This window comes from Enterovibrio makurazakiensis, from assembly GCF_050336585.1.
Taxonomy (GTDB): Bacteria; Pseudomonadota; Gammaproteobacteria; order Enterobacterales; family Vibrionaceae; genus Enterovibrio; species Enterovibrio gelatinilyticus.
In genome coordinates this window covers 93,307-118,907 of the sequence record NZ_JAKJSE010000024.1, presented here as the reverse complement: position 1 = coordinate 118,907, position 25,601 = coordinate 93,307, and the positions used below count along the sequence as shown (strand labels likewise).

General features: G+C 46.9%; 23 protein-coding genes. 10 read left to right on the top strand and 13 right to left on the bottom strand.

The annotated features are described in order from the left end of the window. The 3 genes from L4D06_RS18615 to L4D06_RS18605 form a co-directional block, all read right to left on the bottom strand. Positions 1 to 980, bottom strand: a 980-nt coding sequence (locus L4D06_RS18615) for a substrate-binding domain-containing protein (RefSeq protein ID WP_429740687.1), incomplete at its 3' end; no start/stop codon positions are given. Between the two features lie 191 nt (positions 981 to 1,171). Then, a complete protein-coding gene (locus L4D06_RS18610) occupies positions 1,172 to 1,783 on the bottom strand; it encodes a response regulator transcription factor (RefSeq protein WP_274166195.1) in 612 nt (203 codons plus the stop codon). Then, positions 1,783 to 3,594 carry a sensor histidine kinase gene (locus L4D06_RS18605; RefSeq protein WP_429740686.1) on the bottom strand — a complete coding sequence of 604 codons (1,812 nt, stop codon included), beginning with the start codon at positions 3,592 to 3,594 and terminating at the stop codon, positions 1,783 to 1,785. Before L4D06_RS18605 ends, L4D06_RS18610 begins: the two co-directional genes overlap by 1 nt. A 305-nt stretch (positions 3,595 to 3,899) precedes the next feature. On the opposite strand from L4D06_RS18605, the gene L4D06_RS18600 reads away from it, so the two are divergent. The 9 genes from L4D06_RS18600 (at position 3,900) to trmY (ending at position 13,442) form a co-directional block, all read left to right on the top strand. Next, a complete protein-coding gene (locus tag L4D06_RS18600) occupies positions 3,900 to 4,883 on the top strand; it encodes a sulfurtransferase (RefSeq protein WP_429740685.1) in 984 nt (327 codons plus the stop codon). A 110-nt stretch (positions 4,884 to 4,993) separates the two neighbouring features. Further along, a complete protein-coding gene (locus L4D06_RS18595; protein ID WP_429740684.1) occupies positions 4,994 to 6,790 on the top strand; it encodes an FAD-dependent oxidoreductase in 1,797 nt (598 codons plus the stop codon). Further along, positions 6,787 to 7,557: a heterodisulfide reductase-related iron-sulfur binding cluster gene (locus L4D06_RS18590; RefSeq protein WP_274166192.1), complete on the top strand. Its 771-nt coding sequence runs from the start codon at positions 6,787 to 6,789 to the stop codon at positions 7,555 to 7,557. Before L4D06_RS18595 ends, L4D06_RS18590 begins: the two co-directional genes overlap by 4 nt. 161 nt (positions 7,558 to 7,718) lie before the next feature. Next, positions 7,719 to 8,396 (top strand): TVP38/TMEM64 family protein, encoded by a 678-nt coding sequence (locus L4D06_RS18585; RefSeq protein ID WP_274166191.1) that lies wholly within the window; start codon positions 7,719 to 7,721, stop codon positions 8,394 to 8,396. A gap of 170 nt (positions 8,397 to 8,566) precedes the next feature. Beyond that, the gene (locus tag L4D06_RS18580) at positions 8,567 to 9,751 is read left to right on the top strand and encodes an ABC transporter substrate-binding protein (protein ID WP_429740683.1); all 1,185 of its coding nucleotides are present in this window, start codon (positions 8,567 to 8,569) and stop codon (positions 9,749 to 9,751) included. A gap of 5 nt (positions 9,752 to 9,756) precedes the next feature. Further along, positions 9,757 to 11,466, top strand: a complete 1,710-nt coding sequence (locus L4D06_RS18575; RefSeq protein ID WP_429740691.1) for an ABC transporter permease — start codon at positions 9,757 to 9,759, stop codon at positions 11,464 to 11,466. Beyond that, positions 11,432 to 12,094 (top strand): ATP-binding cassette domain-containing protein, encoded by a 663-nt coding sequence (locus tag L4D06_RS18570; protein WP_429740682.1) that lies wholly within the window; start codon positions 11,432 to 11,434, stop codon positions 12,092 to 12,094. The genes L4D06_RS18575 and L4D06_RS18570 overlap by 35 nt, the downstream gene beginning before the upstream one ends. Next, positions 12,087 to 12,704 carry a CDP-alcohol phosphatidyltransferase family protein gene (locus L4D06_RS18565; RefSeq protein WP_429740681.1) on the top strand — a complete coding sequence of 206 codons (618 nt, stop codon included), beginning with the start codon at positions 12,087 to 12,089 and terminating at the stop codon, positions 12,702 to 12,704. Before L4D06_RS18570 ends, L4D06_RS18565 begins: the two co-directional genes overlap by 8 nt. 141 nt (positions 12,705 to 12,845) lie before the next feature. Further along, positions 12,846 to 13,442 carry a tRNA (pseudouridine(54)-N(1))-methyltransferase TrmY gene (gene trmY / locus L4D06_RS18560; RefSeq protein ID WP_274166187.1) on the top strand — a complete coding sequence of 199 codons (597 nt, stop codon included), beginning with the start codon at positions 12,846 to 12,848 and terminating at the stop codon, positions 13,440 to 13,442. A 151-nt stretch (positions 13,443 to 13,593) separates the two neighbouring features. Here the strand turns inward: trmY and L4D06_RS18555 are convergent, their stop codons facing one another. Together L4D06_RS18555 and L4D06_RS18550 are read right to left on the bottom strand one after the other, a co-directional pair. After that, complete coding sequence (locus L4D06_RS18555; protein WP_274166186.1) at positions 13,594 to 13,836, bottom strand: HP1242/YdcH family protein; 243 nt, start codon at positions 13,834 to 13,836, stop codon at positions 13,594 to 13,596. 239 nt (positions 13,837 to 14,075) lie between these two features. Beyond that, positions 14,076 to 14,699 (bottom strand): cytochrome b/b6 domain-containing protein, encoded by a 624-nt coding sequence (locus L4D06_RS18550; protein ID WP_429740680.1) that lies wholly within the window; start codon positions 14,697 to 14,699, stop codon positions 14,076 to 14,078. Between the two features lie 210 nt (positions 14,700 to 14,909). Here L4D06_RS18550 and L4D06_RS18545 point away from each other — a divergent pair, with 210 nt between their 5' ends. Beyond that, positions 14,910 to 15,365: a c-type cytochrome gene (locus L4D06_RS18545; protein WP_274166184.1), complete on the top strand. Its 456-nt coding sequence runs from the start codon at positions 14,910 to 14,912 to the stop codon at positions 15,363 to 15,365. A gap of 81 nt (positions 15,366 to 15,446) precedes the next feature. Here L4D06_RS18545 and L4D06_RS18540 read toward each other — a convergent pair whose 3' ends face one another. From L4D06_RS18540 to cmoA, 8 genes are all read right to left on the bottom strand, one after another. Then, a complete protein-coding gene (locus tag L4D06_RS18540) occupies positions 15,447 to 17,519 on the bottom strand; it encodes a sensor domain-containing phosphodiesterase (RefSeq protein ID WP_429740679.1) in 2,073 nt (690 codons plus the stop codon). After that, positions 17,516 to 18,820 (bottom strand): GGDEF domain-containing protein, encoded by a 1,305-nt coding sequence (locus tag L4D06_RS18535; RefSeq protein ID WP_429740678.1) that lies wholly within the window; start codon positions 18,818 to 18,820, stop codon positions 17,516 to 17,518. The genes L4D06_RS18540 and L4D06_RS18535 overlap by 4 nt, the downstream gene beginning before the upstream one ends. 255 nt (positions 18,821 to 19,075) lie before the next feature. Then, positions 19,076 to 20,239, bottom strand: a complete 1,164-nt coding sequence (locus L4D06_RS18530; protein WP_429740677.1) for a MalY/PatB family protein — start codon at positions 20,237 to 20,239, stop codon at positions 19,076 to 19,078. Between the two features lie 130 nt (positions 20,240 to 20,369). Further along, positions 20,370 to 21,350, bottom strand: a complete 981-nt coding sequence (locus L4D06_RS18525; protein WP_429740676.1) for an alpha-L-glutamate ligase-like protein — start codon at positions 21,348 to 21,350, stop codon at positions 20,370 to 20,372. Between the two features lie 4 nt (positions 21,351 to 21,354). Continuing rightward, entirely contained in the window at positions 21,355 to 22,860 is a 1,506-nt protein-coding gene (locus L4D06_RS18520) for an inactive transglutaminase family protein (protein WP_429740675.1), read from the bottom strand. Positions 22,861 to 22,900: 40 nt separating this feature from the next. Next, positions 22,901 to 23,662, bottom strand: coding sequence for an ATP-dependent zinc protease family protein (locus L4D06_RS18515; protein ID WP_429740674.1), 762 nt, complete (start codon positions 23,660 to 23,662; stop codon positions 22,901 to 22,903). 92 nt (positions 23,663 to 23,754) lie between these two features. Then, positions 23,755 to 24,726: a tRNA 5-methoxyuridine(34)/uridine 5-oxyacetic acid(34) synthase CmoB gene (gene cmoB / locus L4D06_RS18510; RefSeq protein WP_429740673.1), complete on the bottom strand. Its 972-nt coding sequence runs from the start codon at positions 24,724 to 24,726 to the stop codon at positions 23,755 to 23,757. Between the two features lie 112 nt (positions 24,727 to 24,838). Then, positions 24,839 to 25,567: a carboxy-S-adenosyl-L-methionine synthase CmoA gene (gene cmoA / locus L4D06_RS18505; RefSeq protein ID WP_274166176.1), complete on the bottom strand. Its 729-nt coding sequence runs from the start codon at positions 25,565 to 25,567 to the stop codon at positions 24,839 to 24,841. Positions 25,568 to 25,601 lie beyond the last annotated feature (34 nt).

The following is a 25,601-nucleotide window of genomic DNA, read 5'->3' as shown; positions in this document are numbered from 1 at the left end:
GGAGAGAAAATGATGGATTCAGGTTCAACCGATTCAGAGCGTGCCAAAGCTAGCGCTAACCGAGCCGCTTTATCTGCCATCATTTGAATGGGATAACGCACCGTGGTGAGGCGAGGGTGAATGTAGCGAGCAATTAAACCATCATCAAATCCCATCATGGAGACTTGCTCAGGCACTTTGATGCCATGCTCATCCAACACAGATAGCGCACCAGAAGCCATGTAATCGTTGTACGCGACTACGCCCGTTATCTCCAAAGACTGGGCTAGAAGGCGGGTCATGGCGACTTCGCCACCTTCGCTGTTTGGCTCGTTATATTCGATGTACTCGTTGTGTTCGACATCGTTGCTTGAGAGCGAAACATCGTGGTCGCTCAATGCTGCGAGATAGCCAGAAACGCGATCGGACGCATCTTCGATATCATGTGAAGAGGCAATGCACGCGATCTTGGTATGACCCTGTTGGATGAGGTACTCCGTTGCCAGATAAGCCCCTTTGCGATTATCCAGCGAAATACATCGTTCGGCTAATTGTGGAATGTGTCGGTTGATGATCACCATTCCTTTCACTTCTTGCGCATAGCCGATCAATTCTTCATCGGATAAGCCCTTTGAGTGGATAACTAACGCCTCGCAACGGTTGTTGATGAGTAGTTCAATGGCGTTGCGCTCTTCTTCCGCTCGGTGATAGCCATTGCTAATCAATAGATGCTTGCCGTGTTCATGGGCAACGTTGTCCACAGCTTTCACTAAGGTGCCAAAAAAGGGGTCTGATACATCACCCACCAATACGCCAACTGTGTTGGTACTTTGACTGACCAGTGCTCGTGCTGCTGCGTTTGGACGATAGCCGAGTTTACTCATCGCGTTGTTGACGGCGTTAATCGATGATTCGCTCGTTTTTGGCGATTTGTTTATCACTCGAGAAACCGTCGCGACAGAGACGCCTGCCTCCCTTGCTACATCCTTGATCGTTGCCATTTGTCACCTCATATTTCGTTGACGTCATTAAACACGGTTCGATTCACTGACGCAATTGAGGGGCGAGTTTCATTGCAGCGTATGTGATGCTCACTGGCTGCTTAATGAATATTGAGTAAAAGTGAAGGTGAAGATGGCAAGTGATTGGAAGAACCGCAATACAGTGTTTATGCGCACCTATCGCAGACGCATTAAAGTTTGTTCTGTTGAATAAGCGTACTGAGCCTAAGCACCAAATCTGCCACGTTGCTGGCTTCGAATTTTTTCATCATATTGCCGCGATGAACTTCAATGGTTCGCAAAGACACACACAGTGTTTTCGCCATTTGTTGATTGGTTTGGCCTTTAAGCACTTCTTTCAACACTTCTTTCTCACGTTCGGTGAGGCTGGCGTATTTCTTCTCGACGCAAGCATGGCCTTGGCGTTGATAGGAGTGAACCAGTGCTTTGTCTATGGCCCTCGCTAGCTTGTCACCGTCAACTGGCTTTTGAAAGAAATCGATCGCGCCGTCTTTGAGCGCGTCAACGGCCATGGGTATGTCACCGTGGCCTGTTAGAAAGATAATCGACAATGGGCTTTTGGCTTCAATCAGCAAAGACTGTAGCTCTTGTCCGCGCATTTCTGGCATTCGGCTATCAAGCACGATACATCCGGGGTGTTGAACATCTACGCGTGCAAGAAAGTCTGGGCCTGAACCAAAGTCCTGAATGATAAAACCATAGGTTTCGAGCATGAATACCAACGATTCTCTTACCGCGTCTTCGTCGTCAACCACATAGACAGGCCCAGTATTGTTCATCATTATTTTTGTTCTCTTTTAATGGGAATGATCACTGTGACTTCACAGCCTTTAGGACGAGCAGGCTGGATAATAAAGTGACCGTGGTGCGTATCAATCACGTCGCGACAAATGGCCAGCCCTAGGCCAAGACCGTCTTGTTTAGTGGTAAAGAATGGCTCTTTGAGGGTTTCCTCATTGGCCTCTAATCCAATGCCATTGTCTGCAACACGAATAACAATGTCATTCTCGCCATACAAGAGTTCAACACTGACACCCGGCGAAGTATCCCATTCCAGATTGGCTAAACAGGCTTCTTTAGCGTTGCGCAGTAAATTGAGCATCACTTGTTGCATGCCAATGTAATCAAACTCCCCTTGTATTGGCGTGCCTTCTTCGGAGAATTTCAAATCTATTTTCAGTGCTTGGAAATCAAACTCGATAAGCTCCAATGACTCTTTAATGAAGGCGGCTGGGTCACAGATAACACGCTCACTCGGGGTGCGTTTGATAAGGCTTCGTAGGCGTTGAACGATATCGCCAGCCACGCCCACTTGCTGATGGATCTTGCCTAAAAACGGTGCAAGTTCTTCGGCAGTCATGCCCTGATCCAGACGTCGTTGAATGCCTTCGGAATAGTTTTTTATCGTGCTCAATGGCTGATTGATTTCGTGAGCGATGCTGCTGCCTAGTTCCCCAACAATCATGGTGCGTTGAGCATGTTCCAGCATGGTGTTTTTTTCTTTGAGATCAAACAGTGTGCGCTCTAAGTCTTTCTTACTGCGGTTGAAGTGATATTCGAGCCAGAAGTGATAGACGTTGAGAATGATGAGAAAGAGCACAATCCCAAAAGTAATCAGTTGGTTTTTCGTCAGCCATTTGAACAAACCTTCTTGCCAGCTTGCTTGCAAGGGGTGCATATCAAGGTGCTGAAACACTTTGTCTACGTGAACGGAGCTAGCGGGTAAGGTCCAGCCAATGTTTCCAGCCGCAGCGGCTGCTTTCGAATATTCCGGCAAAGACAACAAGGCTTGAGTGACTTTTTTGCCAATTTCGTTAGATGCACGTGTTGTTTTAGCGAGTGTCCAGTTGGGATACAAAGCGGTTGTGACGGCGCAAACGGAGTCATGTGGGTGCTTTTTTTCAAGCACGCGGAACTGGTCTCGTTGCAGCAAACCTTCTTTGACCATATTTTCCAATGTACAGGCTGGAACAATGGCCACATCAAGCGATTTGTCGAGTACGTCTAACAGTAACTTGTCGGTAGGTGGCCCAGTAAATTGGATGTTTCTAAAGAATGATCTACTGAAAAAATCGAGCTTATCTAGCTCATACCGTAAGGCAAGAAACCCGCCAAATGCCTTCTCAGAAACGGCAGCGATAGAGGCGCGTTCAATATCTTTTAAGGTTTGATACGGTGAATCGCTACGCACCACGACAACAGACGCGATGGAGTGTGTTGAATTGCTGCTATATGCCGTTTTTTGTGTTGCTAGCCAATTGAGCTGATATTGACGCGCAATTTTAGTGGCTTGTCCTGGGCTGGTGAGCAAAAAGTCTAGCTGATTGTGCCGAAACGCATCGTCGAGTTCGTCGAAGTCATACGTGTGTATCTCAAACGTTGTATTTGGGATTTGGGACTCAAGCCAATGCAGTGTTGGCTGCCATGATTTTTTCGCGTGGTCATCCCCGCGTAAAGCCAATACACCGACATCGTAGTGTTGTACAGCCCCGGCCGTAGCCGGACACGGACAAAAACAACAAATACCGATGATGATAAATAAAGCCGCCTTGACGCTAAATAGGGGCAACAGGCGTACGAAAAATCCAGACAAAAGTAGGTTCTACATAGGAGCGATATCGACTGGCGCGAATCATACCTGATTAAACCCCAATGTTTATGTTGTTTTAGATCAAATTACTGAAGATATTGTGGTTTACCACAATATCTTCCCCCCCATTAACAACGCACAATCCGTGCTACTGGCTCTTGGTAGCCAATAAAGGACTAATTGTGTGATGCTTTTCAACGTGTTGGCACTAAAAAACAATCATAAAGCCTGCATCGAAGTTTCATGCCTCCGATTTCATTCTGCTCAGTGATGGGCGAAAAATTTTAAACGTTTTTGGAAGTGATGTGATGAAGAAATCGACAGTAGCAATCGGGGTACTCGCAGCGGTAATGGCGGCAGGTTATGTTGGCTATACCTCTATGTTTGGTGCAAAAGCCGTTCAAGTGAGTGCTGATGTGCTGAACGAAAAGTTCAATGAGTATGCAAACCCTGAAGCGTTCATTTCTGCGCAAGATTTGAAAAGCATTATGGGCACGGGTGCTGATGTGGTTGTTATTGGTGCACTAAACCCAGTAAAACCTGACGCGCCAATCGAAGGTTCATTCTCTATGTGGCGTAATGATTACTCTGCCGCTGAAGGTGACTACGCGTTCGATGGCATGCGTAACTCTGTCGATGAAATGGAAGCAATTCTTAGCCAATACGGCGCAACCCCTTCTTCTACCATTGTTGTTTACGCGGCTAATTCTCATCACGATGCTGCACGCCTTTTCTGGCAAATCAAAAACCTTGGTCATGACGATGTTCGCTACCTAGATGGCGGCTTGAACGCATGGATTGGCGAAGGCTTCTCAACCGGTAGCGCAAACCCAACTGTAGCGGCAACCAACTACGTTGCTCCAGCTCCGCAAGAAGAAGTGAACGGCCTAGCGACGTTGGACATGGTGCTCGACGCTCAATCGTCTGAAGATTGGGTGATCCTTGATACCCGTGGTGCAAAAGAATTTGATGGTTCAACCACTGTTGGCGGCGCATTTGGTCCAGGCACTATTCCTGGCAGCGTTCACATTAACTGGACTCAAGCTCTTAACGAAGACAGCACGCTGAAATCAGCGGAAGAGCTGCAAGCGCTGTACGGCGACGTTATCAAAGGCAAAAAAGTTATCGCATATTGCCAGTCTGGTGTTCGTTCAGCACACACCCAAATGGTGCTGGAAGAAGTGCTAGGTGCAGAAGACATCTACAACTACGACGGCTCTTGGATTGAATACAGCTACGCCCACTACGAGCAAACACGCTCTGATGTAAAAGTACAAAACGGCAAAAGCTAATCATCCAAACCAGTTGCTTGGCTAATAAGCCAGTGGGTCAGTGTGTTGCTGACCCCTGCGTCATGTGACTGATAAAAAAGAATTCAACTTCTACTGGAAGCATAAAAATAATGAGCAATGTAATCTTTAGCCAAAAAATCTATGACGCGGCACAACGCGTAGTAGATGGCTGTATGGGCGATGCGGATCCTGCATGTCAAACAGCATGTCCTATGCACACTGATGTTAAGCAGTATGTGCGTCTGGCCGGTGAAGGTAAGTATCAAGAAGCACTTGATACCATTCGCGGTAAATTGTTCCTGCCACAAACACTGGGCCGCATTTGTGCGCACCCTTGTGAAGCGGCATGTCGTCGTAACACTGAATACGGTCAAGCGATCAGTGTTGCTGGCATCAAACGCTTTGTTGCCGAGAAAATGGATAACAAAGAAAACTGGGATTTTGCTGTTCTTAACCCAACGGGCAAGAAAATCGCAATCATAGGTGCTGGCCCTGCGGGTGCACAGGCTGCGATTGAACTTCGCCGTAAAGGTCACAGTGTCACAATTTTTGAAAAACTGAATGTGTATGGCGGCATGATGCGCGTCGGTATTCCTGAGTACCGTCTGCCACGCAACGTTATCGATTTCGAATATAGCTACCTAGATATGCTGGGCATTGAAACTAAATTCGGTGTGGAAATCGGCAAAGACATCACTTTCGCTGAATTGCGTGAAACCCATGATGCTGTGGTTCTGGCTCACGGTGCGCACGTTGGTTCTATCATTCCGCTTCCAGGCCACAAAGCAGAAGGCGTTTTCTCTGCGGTTGAATACCTGAAAGAAATATCTGAAACCCGCGCATTCCCACGTGCAGGTAAGCGTGTCATGGTCATCGGCGGCGGCGACGTAGCGATGGACTGTGCACGTTCTTCATGGCGCATCGGCGCAGATGAAGTGCACCAGTGTTCACTGGAAGGCATGGACAAACTGCCAGCAAGCCACGTTGAAATTGAAGAATCGCTGGAAGAAGGCGTGTCGTTCAATGCAGGTTGGGGCCCAATCTCTATCGAAGAGAAAGACGGCAAAGTGTTCTCGATCACTTTGAAGCGCGTTATTTCAATCTTGGATGAAAACGGCAACTTTGCTCCAAGCTATGCAGATGAAACACGCATTGTTGAAGTGGACACCGTGGTGTTTGCAACTGGTCAGGTTGTTGCTGACATCACTGATGGTGCGCTTGAGCAAACCCGTGGCGGTCGTTACGTGGTTGATAAGAACACCATGGCGACCTCGGTTGCAGGCGTTTACGTGGCAGGCGATGCATGCGGCGGTAACATCGTGATTGAAGCGATGGCGCTAGGTCGCAAAGCGGCAATGAGCATTGAGCGTCAATTCGCGGGCCGTCCTTTGGATGAAGGTCGTGATTTCCAAGACGAATACAGCTATGCCTCTCGTCTAGACATCCCTCTGCCAAAAGGCACGGTTGATGTTCCTCGTCTACATGGCGAATTACGTGATGCTGAAGAGCGTAAGCGCGACTTTGCTCAAGTTGATTTTGGATTTACCCAAGAACAAGTGAAACAAGAGTCTACTCGCTGTCTGCAATGTACTTGCAAACTGTGTATGAGTGAGTGCGTCATGATGAACGACTTCGGTGATTGTCCGAAGACCCTGTTCAATGACTTTGTGACCAAGAAAGAGATGGATCCACTGCTAGCTTACTCATGTAACGCTTGTGATCAGTGCACCATCGTGTGTCCGAAAGATTACCCAATGAAGGAAATCTTCCTGGGTGCTCGTGTTGATTTCGTTAACTCGAACAACGGTGAGTCTCCAATGAAAGGGCACAAAGCGATCAACATGCACCAGAAGCTTGGCTTCTCAAAACTCTTCACTATGGCTAAACGCGCGGTAACCACAAAATGACCAATAAAGTATTTATGCCAGGATGCAGCCTGCCATCCTACTCTCCAGAAGGCGTTGCCGCGATGGCTGCGCACCTGAAAAACGTATTCCCAGAGATGGGTGCGGTTCAAAAATGTTGTGGTAAGCCGACAGCGGCAATTGGTCAGGCTGACAAGTTTAAAGAGCGTTACGGCCAGCTTCAGGCTGACTTTGACATGCTACAAGCTGAAGAAGTGATCGTGGCGTGCCAAAGCTGCTACGGCATGATTAAAAAGTCAGGCGGTAAACAAAAGCCATTGTCGCTTTGGAAACTGTTGCCAACGATTGGTCTGCCAAAAGAGCTTGTTGGCAAAGCAAAAGACAGTGATGTGGTATTCACCATTCATGACTCTTGCTCAACGCGCTACGAGAAAGAACTGCAAGACGGTATCCGTTGGATCATGACTGAACTGGGCTACAAGATCGTTGAGCCTGAGTACACCCGTGAAAACACGCGCTGCTGTGGTTTTGGCGGCATGGTTGTGCCAGCAAACCCTGATATCGCGAACCGCGTTGTTCAACGCCGTGTTGACGAGTTCCAAAGTGACCACGTTGTTGTGTACTGCGCAGCATGCCGTGCATCCATGATGGGTGTGGGTCAAAACGCTTGGCACATTCTAGACCTGATGTTTGGTCCAGTGGTGATGAAAGACTCACCAGCGCCAGTGAACGTTTTGGCTAACCCGATGAAAGCATGGTTTAACCGTTACAAATCACGCTCTGCGCTGATTAAGTGCGTGTCACTGTAATCACCCATTACGTTTAATTTTTGGTCAAGTTAGCGTGTCACACCATCATGAACTTCCGGTTCCCCCGAGTGCGTTGATGGTGCTTACACGCTAACAGTTTGACCAAGTTCTTGCTCATGCAGCAAGACGTTATCGAATTCGTTTTTATCAGGTAACTCAAAATGAAATTTGTCAAAATTGGTTTGTTCGCTCTGGCAATCGCCGCGATTATATTCGTTGCAAAACAAACAGGTATTCTTGAAATCATCACTGATATTAAGAGCCTACAAGACTGGATCGCGGGCTTCGGAGCGCTAGGTTATGTTGTGTTTGTTGCAGCATTCGTTTTTGCATGTGTGTTCTTGCTGCCGGGCAGTGCGTTCACCATTGTTGCGGGCATCGTGTTTGGCCCTATCAAAGGCGGTGTTCTTGCGCTGTTCTCTGCAACCTTAGGCGCAGTTGTTGCCTTCGTTGTTGCGCGTTTCTTGCTTCGTAACACCATCATGAAGAAGTTTGGCGACAACCCAATATTTAAGAAGATCGATGACGGTGTAGCGCAAAACGGCACTAGCTTCTTGATCCTGACGCGTCTTGTTCCTGTGTTCCCATTCAGCCTGCAAAACTACGCTTACGGCCTAACCAGTTTGAACCTTGGCACTTACGCGCTGGTTTCTCTTGTTACTATGGCGCCGGGCGCGTTCATCTTCGCTTACATGGCGGGTGACATCGCAACGAACGGTGTGTCTGCAATGCTACTTGTTAAGTTTGCTGCTGCAGGTTTGGTGCTTTTCGGTATGTCTCTTATCCCGAAATACATTGCCAAGAAAAAAGGCATCAACATGGCAGATCTAGCGAAATAACTTGCGCTCTTTTCTGAAGTGAATATTGTGTCGTCCCTTGCTTCATGTAAGGGACGATTTTTGCGTTTTATGTCAGTCATACCCAAACACATTCGTGCTGAATAAGCAGCGTGAGGTTGCTTGGTTATGAAGAATGCAAACTGCCCAATAAAATAATAAGACCGAATTCGATGAAAAAACTAATTTCTGCCTTTGCCTTGTTAACGGCTTCGTTCGCGGTTCTGGCCACAGACCAGTTTACTACCGGTATGCATACGACAGGCGCAAATATCCATAACTGGGAGCAGGTTGAAGCAGAAGCCGTAGGGCAAGATGTATATTTCCACGCATGGGGTGGGAATCAAGAAATAAACCGCTATCTGCAATGGGCAAAGAAAGAAGTTCAGCGTCGCTATGGTGTGACTTTGCATCACGTAAAAGTGGCGGATATTACGGAAACCACCACTCGATTGATCGCCGAGAAAGCGGCGGGCAAAGCACAAGGTGGCAGCGTCGACTTAATGTGGATTAATGGCGAGAACTTTAAATCGCTCAAAGACAACCAATTGTTGTTTGGCCCCTTTGTTGATGCGCTACCGAGTTGGCAATATGTCGACCAAGCGTTGCCTGTTACCGTGGATTTTTCAGAGCCAACCGAAGGCTTAGAAGCGCCATGGGGGATGGGTCAACTGGTGTTTGTTCATGATTTAGAAGAACTGGGAAGCCCGCCTCGATCGTTCGCTGAGATGCTTCGTTACGCGCAAGCTAACCCAAACCGTATTACTTATCCGAGACCGCCAGAATTTCATGGTACTAGCTTCTTAAAAGCTTTGCTGATTGAGCTTTCCGGCAACGCACCTCGTTTACAAAACCCTGTTTCAGATACTGATTATGCTGCGGTCACTCAGCCGCTATGGGCGTACTTAGATGCTTTGCATCGTGTTGCGTGGCGTGGCGGTAAGCAGTTCCCTGCGGGCACAGCAGAAACGTTCCAATTGCTGGATGATGGTCAAATAGACTTAGCGATCACGTTTAACCCAAACGCGGTATATGCCGCACACGCGTCAGGCAATTTGGCAGAATCGACCCGTGCTTATGCGATGGATTCCGGTGCGCTGTCGAACATTCACTATCTTGCTGTGCCTTGGAACGCGAATGCGAAGGCTGCAGCGTTAGTGGTCACTAACTTCTTGCTTTGTCCTGAGGCGCAGTCGCGTAAAGGGAATATCGAGATCTGGGGAGACCCGTCGGTATTGAAAAGCGAGCACTTGTTTGGTTCCGCCAAAGACAATAAACCGTTTAAATCTGTTTCTGAAACTCACCCGAGTTGGCAAAGCGCCATCGAGAAAGAGTGGCTGAAGCGCTACGGAAGTTAGGTCTGATGCTACGTGTGTTCTATCTGCTAATTCTTGTTTGCTGTGTGTTGCCGACGGCCTTTGGGCTGCTCGGTGTTTCACTGTCGTCTCTTGGTTATATTCCGCCGCTGGGTATGCATCATCCATCGTTTGATGGTTTTGCGATGGTGTTTGATTGGCAGGGTGTTTGGCGGTCGATCGCGATGACGATCTACTCTACCGTTGCGAGCACGTATCTTGCTTGTATCATCACGTTTGCTATTTTACAGGCGAGTTGGGGGACGTCATTTTGGCGTAAAATTGAAGTCTCTTTGTCACCGCTTTTGGCGGTGCCGCATGTCGCGTTTGCGATTGGTTTTGCGTTCTTGTTTGCGCCGACAGGCATGGGTGCTCGGGTGATGCGTGAGTGGTTTGCCTATGATACGTCCGGGCAGCGTGGTGCCGATCTCGCGCTGGTGATTAATGACCCTCATGCGCTGGGCATGATCCTAATGTTGGCGTTAAAAGAAGTGCCTTTCCTTGTGCTGATGAGCATTTCCATCTTGCAGCAAGTGAACGTCAAGCAAATTGAAAAAGTATCTGCATCATTGGGTTATAGTCGCGCGCAAGCATGGTGGAAGTGTGTGCTACCGCAATGGCTCACCAAGTTACGTTTTCCAATGCTGGCGGTGATGGCTTACGGTTTGTCGGTTGTTGATGTCGCAATGATTATCGGCCCAACCAACCCACCGACGTTTGCTGTGCTGGTATGGCAATGGTTTAACGATCCTGATTTATCTTTGCTGCCACGCGCATCTGCTGGCGCTGTGGTTCTGTTCATTATTTCCTTAATGCTGATTGGCCTTGCTCGTGCGGTGGAGTGGTTACTCACTAAGGGGTGGCGAACGTGGCAATACTCGGGGAGACGCGGCATTGCGTTCCCTGGCAAAATTGTGTTTATGGGTTTGCTAACCTTGTCAGTTGCTATGATGCCGCTGATGCTGCTTTGGAGCGTTGCACAACGTTGGCGATTCCCTGATCTTCTTCCAAGTCGCTATAGCTTGCGCTTCTGGGAGTACGAGTGGGCGTCTATTCTCGGCACCATTGAACAAAGCATCGTGATTGCAGTCATTTCAGCGTCTATTGCGCTGGTTATGGCATTGCTGGCGCACGAGTATCGGCTACGATATCGCCTGCAAGTTCCAGGCTATATTATTGCGGTTCCTATGCTGATCCCACAGCTTTCAATTTTGTTTGGTATGCAAGTTGCCACTTTGTACCTCAGCAGTGATGCTCATTTCTCTTGGGTTTGCTGGGCGCATGTGTTCTTTGCCTTCCCTTATGTTTACTTGTCTTTAGATGGTCCATGGCGTAGCTACAACGAAGGTTTCACCCGTGTTGCTCTGAGCCTTGGGAAATCGCCTCTCCGTGTATGGCTAAAGATAAAGCTGCCTATTTTACTTCCCGCGATCGTGTTTGCATGGGCTATCGGTATTAGCGTGAGCCTTGCACAGTATTTGCCAACGCTCGTATTGGGGGCAGGGCGGATCAGCACATTAACCACGGAAGCAGTGGCTTTGTCGAGCGGCTTTGACCGTCGAGTCACCGCTATTTATGCCATTTGGCAGGCGCTATTGCCGCTGTTGTTTTTCTCGTTCGCGATATTGATAAGCCATTTGCAGGTGAAATATCGTCGACTATCAATCAAAGGGTTGTTGCCAGATGAGTATCTGTCTCGAAAACCTCGCCATTCGTAAAACCTCAGGCGAGACCTTGTTCTCGTCGCTCAATATGTGTGTCGACAAAGGTGAAGTCCTTTGTTTGATGGGGCCAAGCGGGTGCGGGAAATCCACTTTGCTGGATGCCATTGCAGGGCACCTTTCTGGTGAGTTTATCTACACTGGCACCATTAGGTTGAATGGGGTGGTATTGGACAATCTGCCAGCGCATCAGCGAGATGTGGGCATTTTGTTTCAAGATGATTTGCTGTTTCCTCACTTGCGGATTTGGGAAAACCTCGCGTTTGCACTGCCGGACGCCATCAAAGGATCTGAGCGAAAAGATCGCGCCATGCAGGCGTTAAAACACATCTCGTTGGTAAATTTGGCCGATTCATTCCCTGACCAAATCTCCGGTGGTCAGCGAGCTCGCATTAGTTTGACGCGCATGTTGCTTGCCAAACCCAAGATAGCATTGCTCGACGAACCATTTAGTAAGTTGGATAACGATCTACGTACTCAGTTTCGTGACTGGGTGGTAGAACAATTAAAAGAAGCCGATATTCCGGCGTTAATGGTGACTCATGATGTCGCCGATATTCCGCCAGGTAGCCAATTGCTGTCTTGGCCTTGGAACATGAAACAAAAGGAACAAACGAATGCTTGATAGCATGGGAATTCGCGCCGTACGTTGGCCGCTGGCGAGAGTCGCTGAAATGGTTGATGAAATGGGTGTTAGTGCGAATCAAACCACGGTGACTGGGTTTGTCATCGGCTTGCTTGCACTTCCTGCATTGGCGATGGAACAGTACGGTTTGGCGTTACTGTTTATTGGGATTAATCGCATCATGGACGGCTTAGATGGTGCGCTCGCACGTATTCAAGGCGTCACTGATGCGGGTGGTTTTCTCGATATTAGCCTCGATTTTCTGTTCTATTCATTGGTGCCATTTGGCTTTGTGTTGGCGAACCCTGATCAGAACGCATTAGCAGGCGCCTTCTTGATTTTCTCCTTCATCGGCACTGGGAGTAGTTTCTTGGCGTTTGCCATTATGGCGAGCAAGCAAGGTATCGACGATCCTGTCTACAAGAACAAATCGCTTTATTACATGACTGGCCTTACCGAAGGCTCGGAAACGATTCTCTGCTTTGTGCTGATGTGTGTGTTCCCTGCGAACTTTGTTGAGATAGCCTGTGTGTTTGGCGCTATGTGTTGGTTTACCACGTCATCACGTATTTACAACGGATTTCAGACGCTAAACAATCGAATTGCTTAATCGACGTTAACGGTAACGCGATTTCTTAGTTACATGTTCTGCCAAAGCTGGGAGAATGTCGCGCTTAAACTTATGACACCGATTCACCGTGCTGATTGCTTAGCGTAAGCAGCACGGATTAACTCTTCAGGAACATCTTCTATGCGTGCTTTTGTATTACGTGCCCGATCTACCTCTGTTGATAGTCAGCAAGTGTTGGCCTCTGTGGGCCAGGAAGCTCATACCGAGATTTTGGCTCACACTCTGATGAACGCTATTTTTGTGGCGCAATCTCACCGCGAAGATGTTGTTGTGTACTTGGTGTTGGAGAAGACGCAAGACTACTCTCGTACCATTCGCTTTACCGCAAACGACTTGACCAATGTGGGTGGCTTTCATGAGCAAGCCTTGCTGACCAAAGTTGCTCGCGCGTTGGATTGCTCGAAAGGCATGGGTAAAGAGCAAGAGCGTGAAGTTGAGCCGGGTATTACTGTGCGTACTGTGAGCTTTGAAAAGCTGATCACTGAGCTTTCTGAAGAGTACCAATTGTTCATGATGGACAAAAAAGGCACGCCTATTCGAGAGCAGAAATTCCCTGCGAATTCATGCTTTCTATTGACCGATCATCTCCCGATGCCGAAGAAAAGCTTCAATAGCTTGAAGCGATTAGGCACTGAGAAAATCAGCCTTGGGCCAAAAATGATTTTCGCCTCTCAGTGTGTGGTGTTGATTCATAATGAATTGGATCTTGCTGAATAAACTAGTGAGTTGATTTTGTATTTGTGTCGTCACAATGCAGAGGAACTCATCTCGTCAAACTAACGCGAACATACAGATTGAGCAAAACAACGCCGCAGATCATAGCAATGATTCGCGGCGTAATTTTTGGTTTGGGGGATTTGAAAGAGAACTATTCGCCGGCGGCAATTCGTTGGTAAAGGGAGTCTTTCATCACTGATCGTTGATGTTTGAGTTGATGCATTGCATCATCTCCAATCGGACCGTTATTCAACTCTAGCGTTCTAATTTCTTTGTCTAAGGCGTTGTATTTTTTATTGTCAGCGGCAAATGTTGAGTCTGCTTCGATAAGTGCGTTTATACGATTTTCTAGCTCAGGGAAATCGTCTAACAATGAGTGTTTTTCACCTAACATACCAACTCCTTTTGAGTGAGATTGACGCGATATATCCAAACACCAGCAGAGTGCTTGAATTGAAAGTTTAGCAGGCTATCTCATTGTGTTTCCAACCTTGGATAGGCGTTATTCAATGTTCTTACTCGATTTCCCATGAAAGAGACCAATTTCCGCGAAAGTGGTGGCATCTATACCCAATCAAACTGAATCCTAGATCTTCAGGTTGTTTAGCTGTAATTGGTTAATAACGTTCGAATTCAGGTGCTGATATTCAGAAACAACCCGACCAACCCTGCGATACTTGCGAGTAAAACCCCCGCGCGAATGTTGGAACGAAAAGAGACATTGAAATGGTTCACAATGGTTGTTTGTGTTCCCGTGATCATGGCTTTGACTAGCGGCTTCCCTCGGAGGTTGTAAATAACAATAGCGCAAAGATGCAGGGCAACAAAACCAAGCAAAATGTAGGCGAGATAGAGGTGCGTAGCGATCAGTAAGTCCATGTCATACAAGATACTGTCGTCGTGCAGGTAAGCATCAAAATATCCGCCCATCGACATGCCGACAAAACATTGTGCAATCAGCAGTGTCAACATGACAATTACCATCCAACCTCCAGCAGGGTTATGCCCGATGCCATTGTGTGTTTGTTCGTTTTTGATGTATCGAACAACGGTTTTTGGTGAGCGCAGGAACTGACGAAATCGACTGGTTTCACTACCAATAAACCCCCAAATAACCCGCCATGTAAGCAGAGTTGCCAGTGCGAGCCCAAATCGTTCATGCGGACCTATGGCGAAGAAGCCACTCAGAGCTAGGCAAGTGAACAGTAACGCTTGTAGCCAGTGGTAAAGGCGGGTTGGAAGATCCCATATCTTCATGTTTTATATCCGGTTATTATATCGTATCAAAGGATTTCCCTTTTTTGCACAGCAAGAAAGGGCAGCAAACGGCGCGATGGGTCAGCCAAGGCTCGTGTAGTTCGAATTTTCGATGCCATTCTCTTGATGAAAAATGCGCTTTGAGATTACTAGGAAGGTCTCTATTCGGCAATTAAAACAAATTGTTACAATAAATGAAGGATGTAATAAATGCGAAAACTAAGCGTGTCGAAGGTGTGGCTTTCGATGCTATCTGCAGGCTTTCTAATGGCTGCAAGCGCAACGGCTGGCGATTTCACTCAGCAAATCGATGAACGTCAAAAAGGCTTTTTATCATTTGCAGATAACGTAAAAACCATGAAGAAGTTAGAAGATGGTCGTGATTCTGATTGGGAGAAAATACGAGCGCTGGCGATACAGAACAGTGAAACCTTAGCGACGCTTCCTGCTTTGTTTCCTGAAGGGAGTGATACGGGCAGCCGCAGCCGAAGCACGGTTTGGACAAAGTGGGACAAATTTGAGAAAGACTTATCTAAGTTAGACAGCCAGTTTGTTGATATGGCGTCAGCAGCAGAAGCGCAAGATGCAAAGGCGCTGACCAAAGCATTCAAAGCTGCAGATCGTAGCTGTAAAAGCTGCCACCGTGGATTTCGTGTGAAGCGCTAATAGAGTTTCGATACTCAATAAAATAGCACCTTGAAGGGTGCTATTTTATTTTGTCTTTATGAGTGGATTTGCCACTGCTTTTTATTGAAGCCATTCCACTGCCGTGGGCCTATGGAACAAGTAGCCTTGTAAATAGTCGATTCCCAACCCCTTCAAATAGGACGCTTCTTCGTCTGTTTCCACACACTCTGCGACAACCTTGATTTTCAAAGTATCCGCCACTGATTTGAGGTTCTCGATGATTTTGCATTTTATTGGGTCATTAATGCAATTTCGTACCAAGGAACCATCAATTTTCACCGAATCTACAGGCATAGTGAGTAGTTGGTTATACGAAGCATGCCCCGCGCCAAAATCATCAAGTGCTAGTTTGAAACCATTGTTTTTAAGGGTGTTGAGATTATCAAAAAGTAGATTTTGACTTTCAATCTCGCCAGATTCGACAATTTCAATGACGACTTTCTGGGTGTTGATTGTATGTTGCTTAGCCCATAGGACCAGTGCATCCACTGCTCGTGTGTCGCATAGGAACTCTGGCGTTAGGTTAATGGAACCCGTGTCATAGCTGCTTTCATCTAACGAGCCAAGGTACGTAAGTTGTTTATACAGCAGCATGTTTTCGAGCGTATCGAGGTAGCCTAATCGTTGTGCACACTGAAAAACCGCTCCGGTGTTGAGTATTTTTCCATCCATAGAGAATTGGCTGAGTAGCTCAAAACTCTGCTTATCGGGGTGTGCTAGGTTCAGATAGCTTTGCTTAAGCAGACTAATGTTATCAAAACTAAGCTCGTCCAGCAGGGTGATGTAATCATCCATTGCTGTTTCGTCGCAGTTAATCACAGTGGCACCCATGTGCTTATCCGCTAAGCGCATGTTCACGTTAAGCCGGTTGACTGCTGGCTTTATGCGAATGCCCTTTTGGCATCGGCAATAGTAAATTCGATCGGGTCGGTAATTGATGCTTCGACGCTGTAGGTATTGATCCAAGTGCTCCGGGATACTTTCTAATTGTTCCACCGAACTGGGCGTGTTTTCGACGATAAATACCAACGAGGAAACGTCATAAAGCATGAAACTTAAGTCGTATACGGCGGTGTTGTGTTTAAAGAAATACGCGATTTGACGCAATATCGCGTCTCGCTTTTCGAGCGGGTATTTAAACGCAGGCCTCAGATCTAGTGCGCACACGAGAAAGTCATTCATCTCTAGGGTTAATGCGTTGAGTTTTTGGAACGTACCAAAGTGACTTTGTGCGTCGGTGTAGAGGTTTTTGGTGTTTTTCTCTATCTGCCGTCGTAACGTCAATTTGTATTCCAGCATGATGTAGATGATCACACAAAACATGGAGAAAACAGCCAATTTAGAATTTAGCGCAGTGAGATCACTGGGATCATTGGTTTGGAATAGAAAGCTATACCCAATGATCATCAGTACGACGAGTGCTAATTCCGAAAAATTAAACACAGCGAGAATCACAAGAGGGGCGAGTAGCAAGTATGTCAGGTAGCTTTGGTCAGCAATGTTACTTTCAACATTAAGCACCAACAAAATACTGCCAATCACCAACATTTTGTAGATCCATTCAGAGACCGATACATCAATGAATGAACGTGTGAATGCGTGAAAAGAATTGGGATGATAGAAGCAGTGAAGCCCAAGCACGATAATGGGTGCAGTAATCAGTACACCAATGGAATCGGTGAGGTACAAATTGAGTGCGGCTTCAAGAGAAAAAGCGTCGGGTGCAAATAGGGCTAGTGATAACGCGCCTAACCCCGGCGTGAAGAAAACGTAATAGCAAAAGGCGACACGGTTAGCATAATAATGGTGTCGATATTTTTCGAAAACACATACCGATGCAGATAGTGCCGCCGTCACCACTAAGGTATAGAGCAGCCCAATGCCACTTGGAATGGGATTGAACAGGTAGTATGACATCAGCGCCAAAAAGGCACCTAAGACACCGCTTCGTCCATAAATGCAAGTGACGGCAACCATGGCTCCTGTGGTGACAGAAAGCAATAAGTTGTTTGTGATCTCTTCTCTCGCAAACCACGATACTTTGGTGCTGAGCAAAACCAATACAAATGAAAGCAAAACATGCTTGGCGTAGTCTGCGTGAGAACGCTCTGACACTTGAAGATAATATTTCACAGTATGGTCACTCGGTTTCGGCCACGATGTTTAGATTCATATAGCGCGGTATCAGCGATTTTATAGGCGTCCACAAACGTTGTCTGATGTGTGGTTAATCCACCAATGGACACGGTGACATCCAGCCCCGCTATTTTTTCGTTGGCAATAGCTAGGCGAATTTGCTCCGCTTTATCGACTAAGATGCCTTGATGCATATTTTTGAAAACAATAATGAATTCTTCCCCTCCCCAACGTATGGCGGCATCGCCAGTACGTATTTGAGACGAGATGATTCGAGCACATTTCGCCAGTACTTCATCGCCTTTGGCATGTCCATGTTGATCGTTAATTTGCTTAAAATGGTCAATATCGAGAACCAGCAATGAAAAACTGGTCATGCGCTTTAGTTTCGGCTCGTAGTAATCGCGACGATAAAGGTTGGTCATTTCGTCGGTTTTGATTGAGCGTCCTTGTTTCCGCAATACATGTGAACCAAGTTGATACAACACCGCTAGCAGCAATGAAGGCCACAGAGCTTTCATGATGATGTCGGTGAAAGAAAACCCGACACTAAATGTGATTGCATTTGAACAGGGAAAAAACGCCGTTGTGGTATACGCATTGTTTTTCCCGTCAATGTTAAGCGTGGTGTAATGCAGATCGTTGTATGCATCAACCTGGTTTTGAATGTAGCTTTCATTTAAATCGACCGAGACGAGCGCATCCAAAGCTTGGTGATTATGAATGGGGTAATACACCGTTCTGATCGGTTGTTCAGTGACTTTTTCAACATACGGTTCGCTTAAGCGCACATTGCATTCATAGAACTCTTGGTATGTGTTATTTAGCTGCTCACGGACAACGACCCGTTCTATTACATCGTTTAAACGATATTGTTCAAAGGCGTCAGTGTATTGCTGTCTCAAAGGGAGAAAGTGCGCGTATAGGCTCGGGTTCTCGAGTACGGCAACTGTCCATATACTATTGGGGGCAAGCGCTTCTAACTGCGTGCGTAACTTCAGTATCCCGGGGGAGAGATGCTTAACGGACATATTGTCTTGCCTCACCAACAAACTGACACCGTCGTTCTCATGAACACCTTTGTTAAGTACAAAGTCGGACGAGTTGTTGTAGTAAGAACCAAAGCGGCGAATGGTTTCAAAAATGCTATGAAAGTTAGTTTGTAATTGAGTAACCAAACCCTGCGTATGGGCCATATTGAAAAGCTGAAGTGCTGTTGACGTGACCAACAGTGACAAGATAAATACGCGAACGAACGAATAGGGAAGAAAACGATTCACGTTTGAAGAAATATGCATGGTCAATCGCTACGGCCAGTTAAAAACAATAAGGTCAATTATGTGACGTGTGTCGAATTTTTCCGGCAGTGTATTCGATTTGTCTATTTATTCAACTGTTTTATTTTGTCGCAAACTTCGAAATTTTTGATGGTGCTGTTTGTTGCGGGTGATATGGAGGCGTTGGCGGGGTGTATCATCACTGCATAAGTTGCTCACTTGTTTTGTGAGCAACTTATGTTACTGATGTTAAGCGTCTATTTGTTGAACATGAATCTATCGGTCAAGCGCCGCAATGGCAGTTTTCATTCTTAGCAGCGCTTCTTCTAGCGTTTTTTTGGTGCAGCCAAAATTCAGCCTCACAAATTTTCGGTTTCCAAAATCCAATCCCGGAGACATACCCACACCGGCTTTTTCAAAGAAGCTGAAAGGATTGTCGACAGGTAACTCACTGCAATCAATCCACGCGAGGTAGGTGGCTTCGATGTGTTCGAGTTTCAGTCCAGGTAGGGCGTTAATTTCCTGCATCAAATAGTCACGATGACCCGCTAAATAATCGAGTTGGGCTTGTAGCCAGCCTTCGCCGTGTTGATAGGCTGCTTGAGCAGCGGTGAACGCGAGAACGCTAACACCGGGCACAATGCCGCGTTTGACACGATTAAAGCGAGCACGAATATCGGCGTTCGGAATGATGGCAATAGAGGCGCCGAGTCCAGCAATGTTAAAGGTTTTGCTTGGCGCCATCAGGGTGACACTGCGTTGTGCGGCACTTTCGTTCAAGCTGGCGAAAGGGATGTGCTGGCAATCTTTGTCCAAAATCAGGTCACAATGAATTTCATCACTGCAGATGAGCAAGTTGTGTTTTTCGGCAAACTCTAGTGTGGCTTCTAGCTCTTCACGTCGAAAAACTGTGCCGCCCGGATTGAGAGGATTACACATTTGCAGTAACCCTCCTTGGCCAGTCAACTGATCTTCTATGTGGTTGAGGTTTGGTAGCCACCTTCCATTTTCAAGCTCTACAGGCGCTTTCAGTAAAGGGCGCTCTGCAAATTTTGCGGATGAAATGAAAGGGGGATAAATAGGGCTAGGGCTGATAATGGCTTGACCTTCATCAGTTAGGGCGCGTGCAGCAATGTTCAACCCACAGACTAGCCCTGGAAGGTAGACCACCCATTCGGGCTGTATGTCCCAACCGTAGCGTTCTGCCATACGAGAAACAAAGATTTCTGTGAGTGACTCTGGGGCATGGGTATAACCAAATACGCCATGTGCAACACGTTCTTGTATGGCACTGATCACTTGAGGAGGCGATTGAAAGTCACTGTCGGCGACCCACATCGGCAGAATATCTTTGCCTTTGTATTTATCCCACTTGTCGCTGCTTGTGGCAGTGCGATCGACTTCTTTGTTAAAATCGAATACAGACTGATTGGCTTCCATGTCCCCGTCCTTACGTCTTAGTGTGCTCTTGGATTATTGAGCTTAATGAAAGTGATGCTTCAAGGTAAAGGTAAATCAGTTTTAAGATATTGACGTTTAGGATAAAAAAATCGGGCTTTCGCCCGATTTTTTACTTTTGATTTAGTGTGTCACTAAAATGTGTTCTGGCATACGCCACGCGCTCTTTTGGCGTTGTTGGTGTAGCAGACGTGCCGAGATGCTCAATGTGACGCAGTCTAGGCAGTAGACCACAACCATTGGCGATTTGAATCGCTAAGCCGGGTCTAGCATTTAGCTCCAACACCATAGGGCCTTGTTCTTTATCAAGCACCATGTCGGTACCGATGTAGCCAAGCCCTGTCATTTCCCACGCACTCGCGGCAAGCTCTAGCAGTTGTTCCCAATGAGGCACATTGAGCTCACTCAATAGGCGGCCTGTATCGGGATGGTGCTCAATAGGGCGATTGAATTGAACGGCGCGGACAGCTTTGCCTGTGCCAATATCAATGCCTACTCCCACAGCACCTTGGTGAAGGTTGGCTTTGCCGTCAGATGCTGCGGTAGACAAGCGCATCATTGCCATGACGGGATAACCTTTAAACACGATAACGCGAATATCTGGCACACCCTCGAAACTGAACCCCTCAAACACATCATCAAATTGAATGAGGTTTTCAACCACGGCGACATCATTTTTACCGCCTAAAGAGAACAAGCCTGCCAAGGTGTTGGTGATGTGACGTTCCACTTCACTTTTGCTGACTTCTGCACCAGACGGTTTTTTATAAACACCGTCTTTGTTAGAAGTAACAACCAATATTCCTTTACCACCAGAACCTTGAGCGGGTTTAATAACAAAACCTGGCCAGTTTTCTACCATTTTGTGGATAGAAGGCACACTGTGCTGCGCGTTAATGACGCCAATCAACTCTGGAACCGTGGCCCCTGCTTGTTGGGCAAGGTGTTTGGTTTTTAGTTTGTTGTCCACCAAAGGAAACAATCTGCGCTGATTGTAGCGGCCGATGTAACTGATGTTACGTCGGTTCATGCCCATGATACCGGCACGTTCGAGCTTAAAGGGTGACGTGTATTTTTTTAACCATCCCAACATGCGCTTAGTCCTTCACGAGAGGCTTAAAGCGCTTCAATTCACTCAGTCGATAACCCGTGTAGTTACCTAGCATGAGTATTAACGCCAGAATCACGAGTTGAATCCCAATGAAATTGAAGGTGATGTGGCGTACGAAATCATTGGTCATGGCAAGGTAAACCAGAACGGCGGTCAGTAGAGAGCCACCGCCTTGCACCAAGACTTCTTTCGGGCCTTCTTCTTCCCAGATAATCGACATACGTTCGATGGTCCAAGAAAGGATAATCATAGGGAAGAAGGTAATGCTTAGGCCTTCAACCAATCCAATCTTAAATGCGACAACGGTAAATACGGAGATAATCAAAATAACCGTGATGATAACGGCAGATATCCTCGCAACTAACAGTAAGTTCAGCCGTGACAAGTAACTGCGAATAACCAGACCTGTGCCGACGATCAAAAGGAAGCCAACGATGCCGGGCACAAGCTGTGTTTGCACAAAGGCAACCGCGATCAAAACAGGCATGAAGGTGCCGGAAGTTTTAAGGCCAACCAACACGCGCAGCAGCACAACGATCAGTGCGCCAATAGGCACAAGCATGATGGTTTTGAACATGGCTTGCTCTTCGATTGGCAGGCTATGGATCGAAAAGTTTAAAAGGCTTTCTGCTTGAATCTTCTCGTCGGTGGCTTGTTTGGGGCTAATGTCTTGCGAAATGATAGAGAAACTAACTTGGCTGTTAGTACCTCCAGTGACTTCTAACATTGGTGAGCCTTTCTCATTCCACAGCAGCAGATCTTGGGATGTATCTTTTGCGCCAGTTTCGAGGTTAAACAACTGCCAGTGTTCGTTGTCCCATGTTTCGACCATAGGGATAATGCTCTGGCGACGGCGTCCATCTTCCAATTGCAGTGCGCCAACGACGCGAGCATGCACATTGTCGAGTGAAAGGATGGCGACAATAGCGTCAGCCTTGCTCATCTCTTTGGTAAGCAGAGCGGCATTTTGGCTTTCGTTATCATTGAACTGTTTGATGATTTCGCGGGTCAGCGTGCTGTTATCCGCCGAGCGTTGGATAGCTTGCGCCAAAATTGCATCTGCCGCCGTTTTCACAGGGCCATCAAGGGCGATAGGGGCAACGTTGCTTAACGGCGGCTCATTGGGGAATTTCGCGTTTTCATCCACCAACATTTGGTTTTTGAAGTACAAGATCTGTTGGCCACTGGCTACGCGTTTCGTCCACTCAGCGCGTCGGCCATCTTCGGTGTTAACCAGTGCAAATCCGTAACCTGGAGAGCTGGTGTTTTCGTTAATAAGCGTAAAGCCAGACTGTGTGTCCGGCGTTGCTAAAGAGACTTTAACAGGGTCGCCTTTGGCTTCAAATTCAACGCGGGCCTCAACTTCCCACACTTGGTGTTTTTGACCAGCAGTCCACGGCACACCGTAGACGTCATGACGATACATACTCATGCCCATACCAACAACAATGAGCAGGCTGATAAGCATGTAAAACGGAGCGCGTGAAGTCATTTTTTCCTCTTTCGCTTAACTGACAATGTAAAGTCAGTGGCTATTTGTTTTCGGCGACAAACTTTGGATGAACATATGATTGACTGACATCAACCACAGCAATGTCTTTAAAGAACTCTCGACCTAGCAGTACCGGAAATTCCATTTGGGAACGGTCAGCAAGCGTGAATTGTGTTTTCTCATGCAGGTCTCCCAGTCTGACACGTAACTCTACGACAGGACGGCGTTCGAGTTCGTCTGCCGATGCTTGGCGTATTTTCACCCAACGTTTGACTTGAGCCTCAATGGTTACAGGATCTGCTTCCGTTGTATCTTCTGATTTTGCGTGCGCTAAATTAAAGCGTACCCATGTCTTTCCGTCACGCTCAAAGTCTTGAATGTCTGTGGCATTGATAGACGAGGTCGTTGCACCAGTATCAACACGGGCTTTGAAGTTCTCTCCAGCAGCATCAATCCAAACCCATTCTTGTTCACCTAATGTGGTTTTGTCTTGTGTTGCGGGCACGGGCACTTCTTTCTCAACGTAGACCACTTTAGGCTCGGGGCGGTTAGCCTCGGTACGAGCTTGAGTCTGTCTTAATACTTTGAGTGTGTCAGACATCGACAGAAGCTGCTGTTCAAGGGTTGCGATTTGCGCTTGTTGGGCAACGGCATTTTGATTTATCGCGGTTAAATCGGTGTGTATATTGGTTTCGATATCGTTGATGGCGTCCAATGTCTGCTGATGCTGCTCTTGAGATGTCAGGCTACAGCCAGAAAGAACAGTGAGAATCAAAATCAGCAATCCGCTGCGAGTTAGCATGAGGAGCTCCGTGCTGGATAGTTAACGAGTTCAATTGAAGGTACTTAGTTTACATTGAAAAAAAGGACGCGAGAAGCGTCCTTTGTCATGGGTTAGTCAGGATTTTTTGCTACTAAAATCGCGCGCTTAGGTGCGGGGTAGCCTTCTATAGTTTTCGACGGGTCATTCGCATCCAAATATTCTGGCAGTGAATTATGCGTCATCCATTCGGTCGAACGTTGTTCGTCTGTGGTTGTCGTGCACTCATCAACAATACGCACATCAACAAAGCCAACTTTCTCTAGCCATACTTTGAGCGCTTTTGCTGATGGGAAGAAGTACACGTTGCGCATTTGTGCATAGCGATCAATCGGAACAAGAACGGCATTTTCGTCGCCTTCGATCACCAATGTTTCTAAAACCAATTCGCCATTTTTGACCAATTGGTTTTTCAATTGGATCAAGTGATCTAACGGAGAACGACGGTGATACAGCACACCCATGCTAAATACCGTATCAAAAGCTTTGAGTTCAGGAAGGCGCTCAATACCCAGTGGTAGCAAATGTGCACGTTGGTCGTTGCCCATTAGGCGACGTATGGCCTCAAACTGCACCAAGAACAGTTCTGAAGGGTCAATACCGACAGTGAGTTCAGCGCCTTCGCCGAGCATGCGCCACATGTGATAACCATTGCCACAGCCGACATCCAGAACATAACGTCCTTTAAGCGGGGAAATATGTGGAAGTACACGATCCCATTTCCAATCAGAGCGCCATTCGGTGTCAATATGAATGCCGTGAACTTTATACGGACCTTTACGCCATGGGTGGAACGTACGAAGTAGGTTTTCTAATTTCGCACGTTGGCCTTCTGGGAGTTCGTTTTCCGATCCAATTTCAACGCGATCTTTTAGTTCTACCGTTGATGGGGCATCGGTAGGGATCTTTTTCAGTACGCGCATCCATTTGGGCATATCGCCATGCGGTTGGTCTTGCCATTCCGCAAGTTGCGCCGGCAAGACGTTTAGCCAGTTTTGCAGGCGGTTCTTAGCAATCAATTGGTAGAAATCAGAAAAATCGAACATGGCTTATTGGTCTGTCTGTTATGAGTCTATTTAATATTGTTTGCTCGTTGCGAGAAGAGCGAAACTTGCTTTACCTAGGACCTAGGACCTAGGCTCTCAGCTACTTATTTACTTACTTGATCGCAAACATCGAGCCGAAGTTAAAGCATTGGAACCATACGGCGATGCTACTAAAGCCAATATCGCTTAAACGTTGCTTATGGCAATCAATGGTATCGGGTTTCATCACATTTTCTAATGCACTGCGCTTTTGGCTGATTTCCAATTCGCTGTAACCATTTGCACGTTTGAAATCATGGTGCAAATCGATAAGCAGTTCATGGGCAGTTTCATCAGCAAAGCTGTATTTCTCAGACAAAATCAGAATGCCACCAGGTTTCAAACCAGCGTAAATCTTTTTCAGTAGAGTCAGACGATCATCCGGATTCAAAAACTGCAGCGTGAAGTTTAGGACAACCACCGATGCATTTTGAATATCGACGTTGCGAATATCTTCCTCTATCACGTTGACGTCTGTGTCTGAACGATAGGCATTGACGTGCAATTTGCAGCGCTCAACCATGGCTGGGGAGTTATCAACGGCCACAATGTTGCAGTTTTCAGCTTTGATATGGCGACGCATTGAAAGGGTTGCAGCACCCAGCGAGCAGCCAAGATCATAAACGGTTGAACCGTCAGATGCGTAGCGCTCAGCGAGCATTCCAATAGCGGATATGATGTTGCTGTAACCAGGTACAGAACGTTGGATCATATCGGGAAAAACTTCAGCCACGTTTTCATCGAACGTGAAATCACCCAGTTTTTCAATTGGCGCAGCAAAAATGTTATCGCGATTGGCCATCGGAACCTGCCTTGATAGTAACAACAACATGCAC

Excerpts from the sequence above, each read along its gene's own strand:
- L4D06_RS18515 (WP_429740674.1), bottom strand. The coding sequence starts at position 23,662 with ATGCTAACTCGCAGCGGATTGCTGATTTTGATTCTCACTGTTCTTTCT.
- cmoB (WP_429740673.1), bottom strand. The coding sequence starts at position 24,726 with ATGTTCGATTTTTCTGATTTCTACCAATTGATTGCTAAGAACCGCCTG.
- L4D06_RS18610 (WP_274166195.1), bottom strand. The coding sequence starts at position 1,783 with ATGATGAACAATACTGGGCCTGTCTATGTGGTTGACGACGAAGACGCG.
- L4D06_RS18595 (WP_429740684.1), top strand. The coding sequence starts at position 4,994 with ATGAGCAATGTAATCTTTAGCCAAAAAATCTATGACGCGGCACAACGC.
- L4D06_RS18600 (WP_429740685.1), top strand. The coding sequence starts at position 3,900 with ATGAAGAAATCGACAGTAGCAATCGGGGTACTCGCAGCGGTAATGGCG.
- L4D06_RS18565 (WP_429740681.1), top strand. The coding sequence starts at position 12,087 with ATGCTTGATAGCATGGGAATTCGCGCCGTACGTTGGCCGCTGGCGAGA.
- cmoA (WP_274166176.1), bottom strand. The coding sequence starts at position 25,567 with ATGGCCAATCGCGATAACATTTTTGCTGCGCCAATTGAAAAACTGGGT.
- L4D06_RS18550 (WP_429740680.1), bottom strand. The coding sequence starts at position 14,699 with ATGAAGATATGGGATCTTCCAACCCGCCTTTACCACTGGCTACAAGCG.
- L4D06_RS18555 (WP_274166186.1), bottom strand. The coding sequence starts at position 13,836 with ATGTTAGGTGAAAAACACTCATTGTTAGACGATTTCCCTGAGCTAGAA.
- L4D06_RS18575 (WP_429740691.1), top strand. The coding sequence starts at position 9,757 with ATGCTACGTGTGTTCTATCTGCTAATTCTTGTTTGCTGTGTGTTGCCG.
- L4D06_RS18570 (WP_429740682.1), top strand. The coding sequence starts at position 11,432 with ATGAGTATCTGTCTCGAAAACCTCGCCATTCGTAAAACCTCAGGCGAG.
- L4D06_RS18535 (WP_429740678.1), bottom strand. The coding sequence starts at position 18,820 with ATGCATATTTCTTCAAACGTGAATCGTTTTCTTCCCTATTCGTTCGTT.
- trmY (WP_274166187.1), top strand. The coding sequence starts at position 12,846 with ATGCGTGCTTTTGTATTACGTGCCCGATCTACCTCTGTTGATAGTCAG.
- L4D06_RS18545 (WP_274166184.1), top strand. The coding sequence starts at position 14,910 with ATGCGAAAACTAAGCGTGTCGAAGGTGTGGCTTTCGATGCTATCTGCA.
- L4D06_RS18580 (WP_429740683.1), top strand. The coding sequence starts at position 8,567 with ATGAAAAAACTAATTTCTGCCTTTGCCTTGTTAACGGCTTCGTTCGCG.
- L4D06_RS18585 (WP_274166191.1), top strand. The coding sequence starts at position 7,719 with ATGAAATTTGTCAAAATTGGTTTGTTCGCTCTGGCAATCGCCGCGATT.
- L4D06_RS18520 (WP_429740675.1), bottom strand. The coding sequence starts at position 22,860 with ATGACTTCACGCGCTCCGTTTTACATGCTTATCAGCCTGCTCATTGTT.
- L4D06_RS18530 (WP_429740677.1), bottom strand. The coding sequence starts at position 20,239 with ATGGAAGCCAATCAGTCTGTATTCGATTTTAACAAAGAAGTCGATCGC.
- L4D06_RS18590 (WP_274166192.1), top strand. The coding sequence starts at position 6,787 with ATGACCAATAAAGTATTTATGCCAGGATGCAGCCTGCCATCCTACTCT.
- L4D06_RS18525 (WP_429740676.1), bottom strand. The coding sequence starts at position 21,350 with ATGTTGGGATGGTTAAAAAAATACACGTCACCCTTTAAGCTCGAACGT.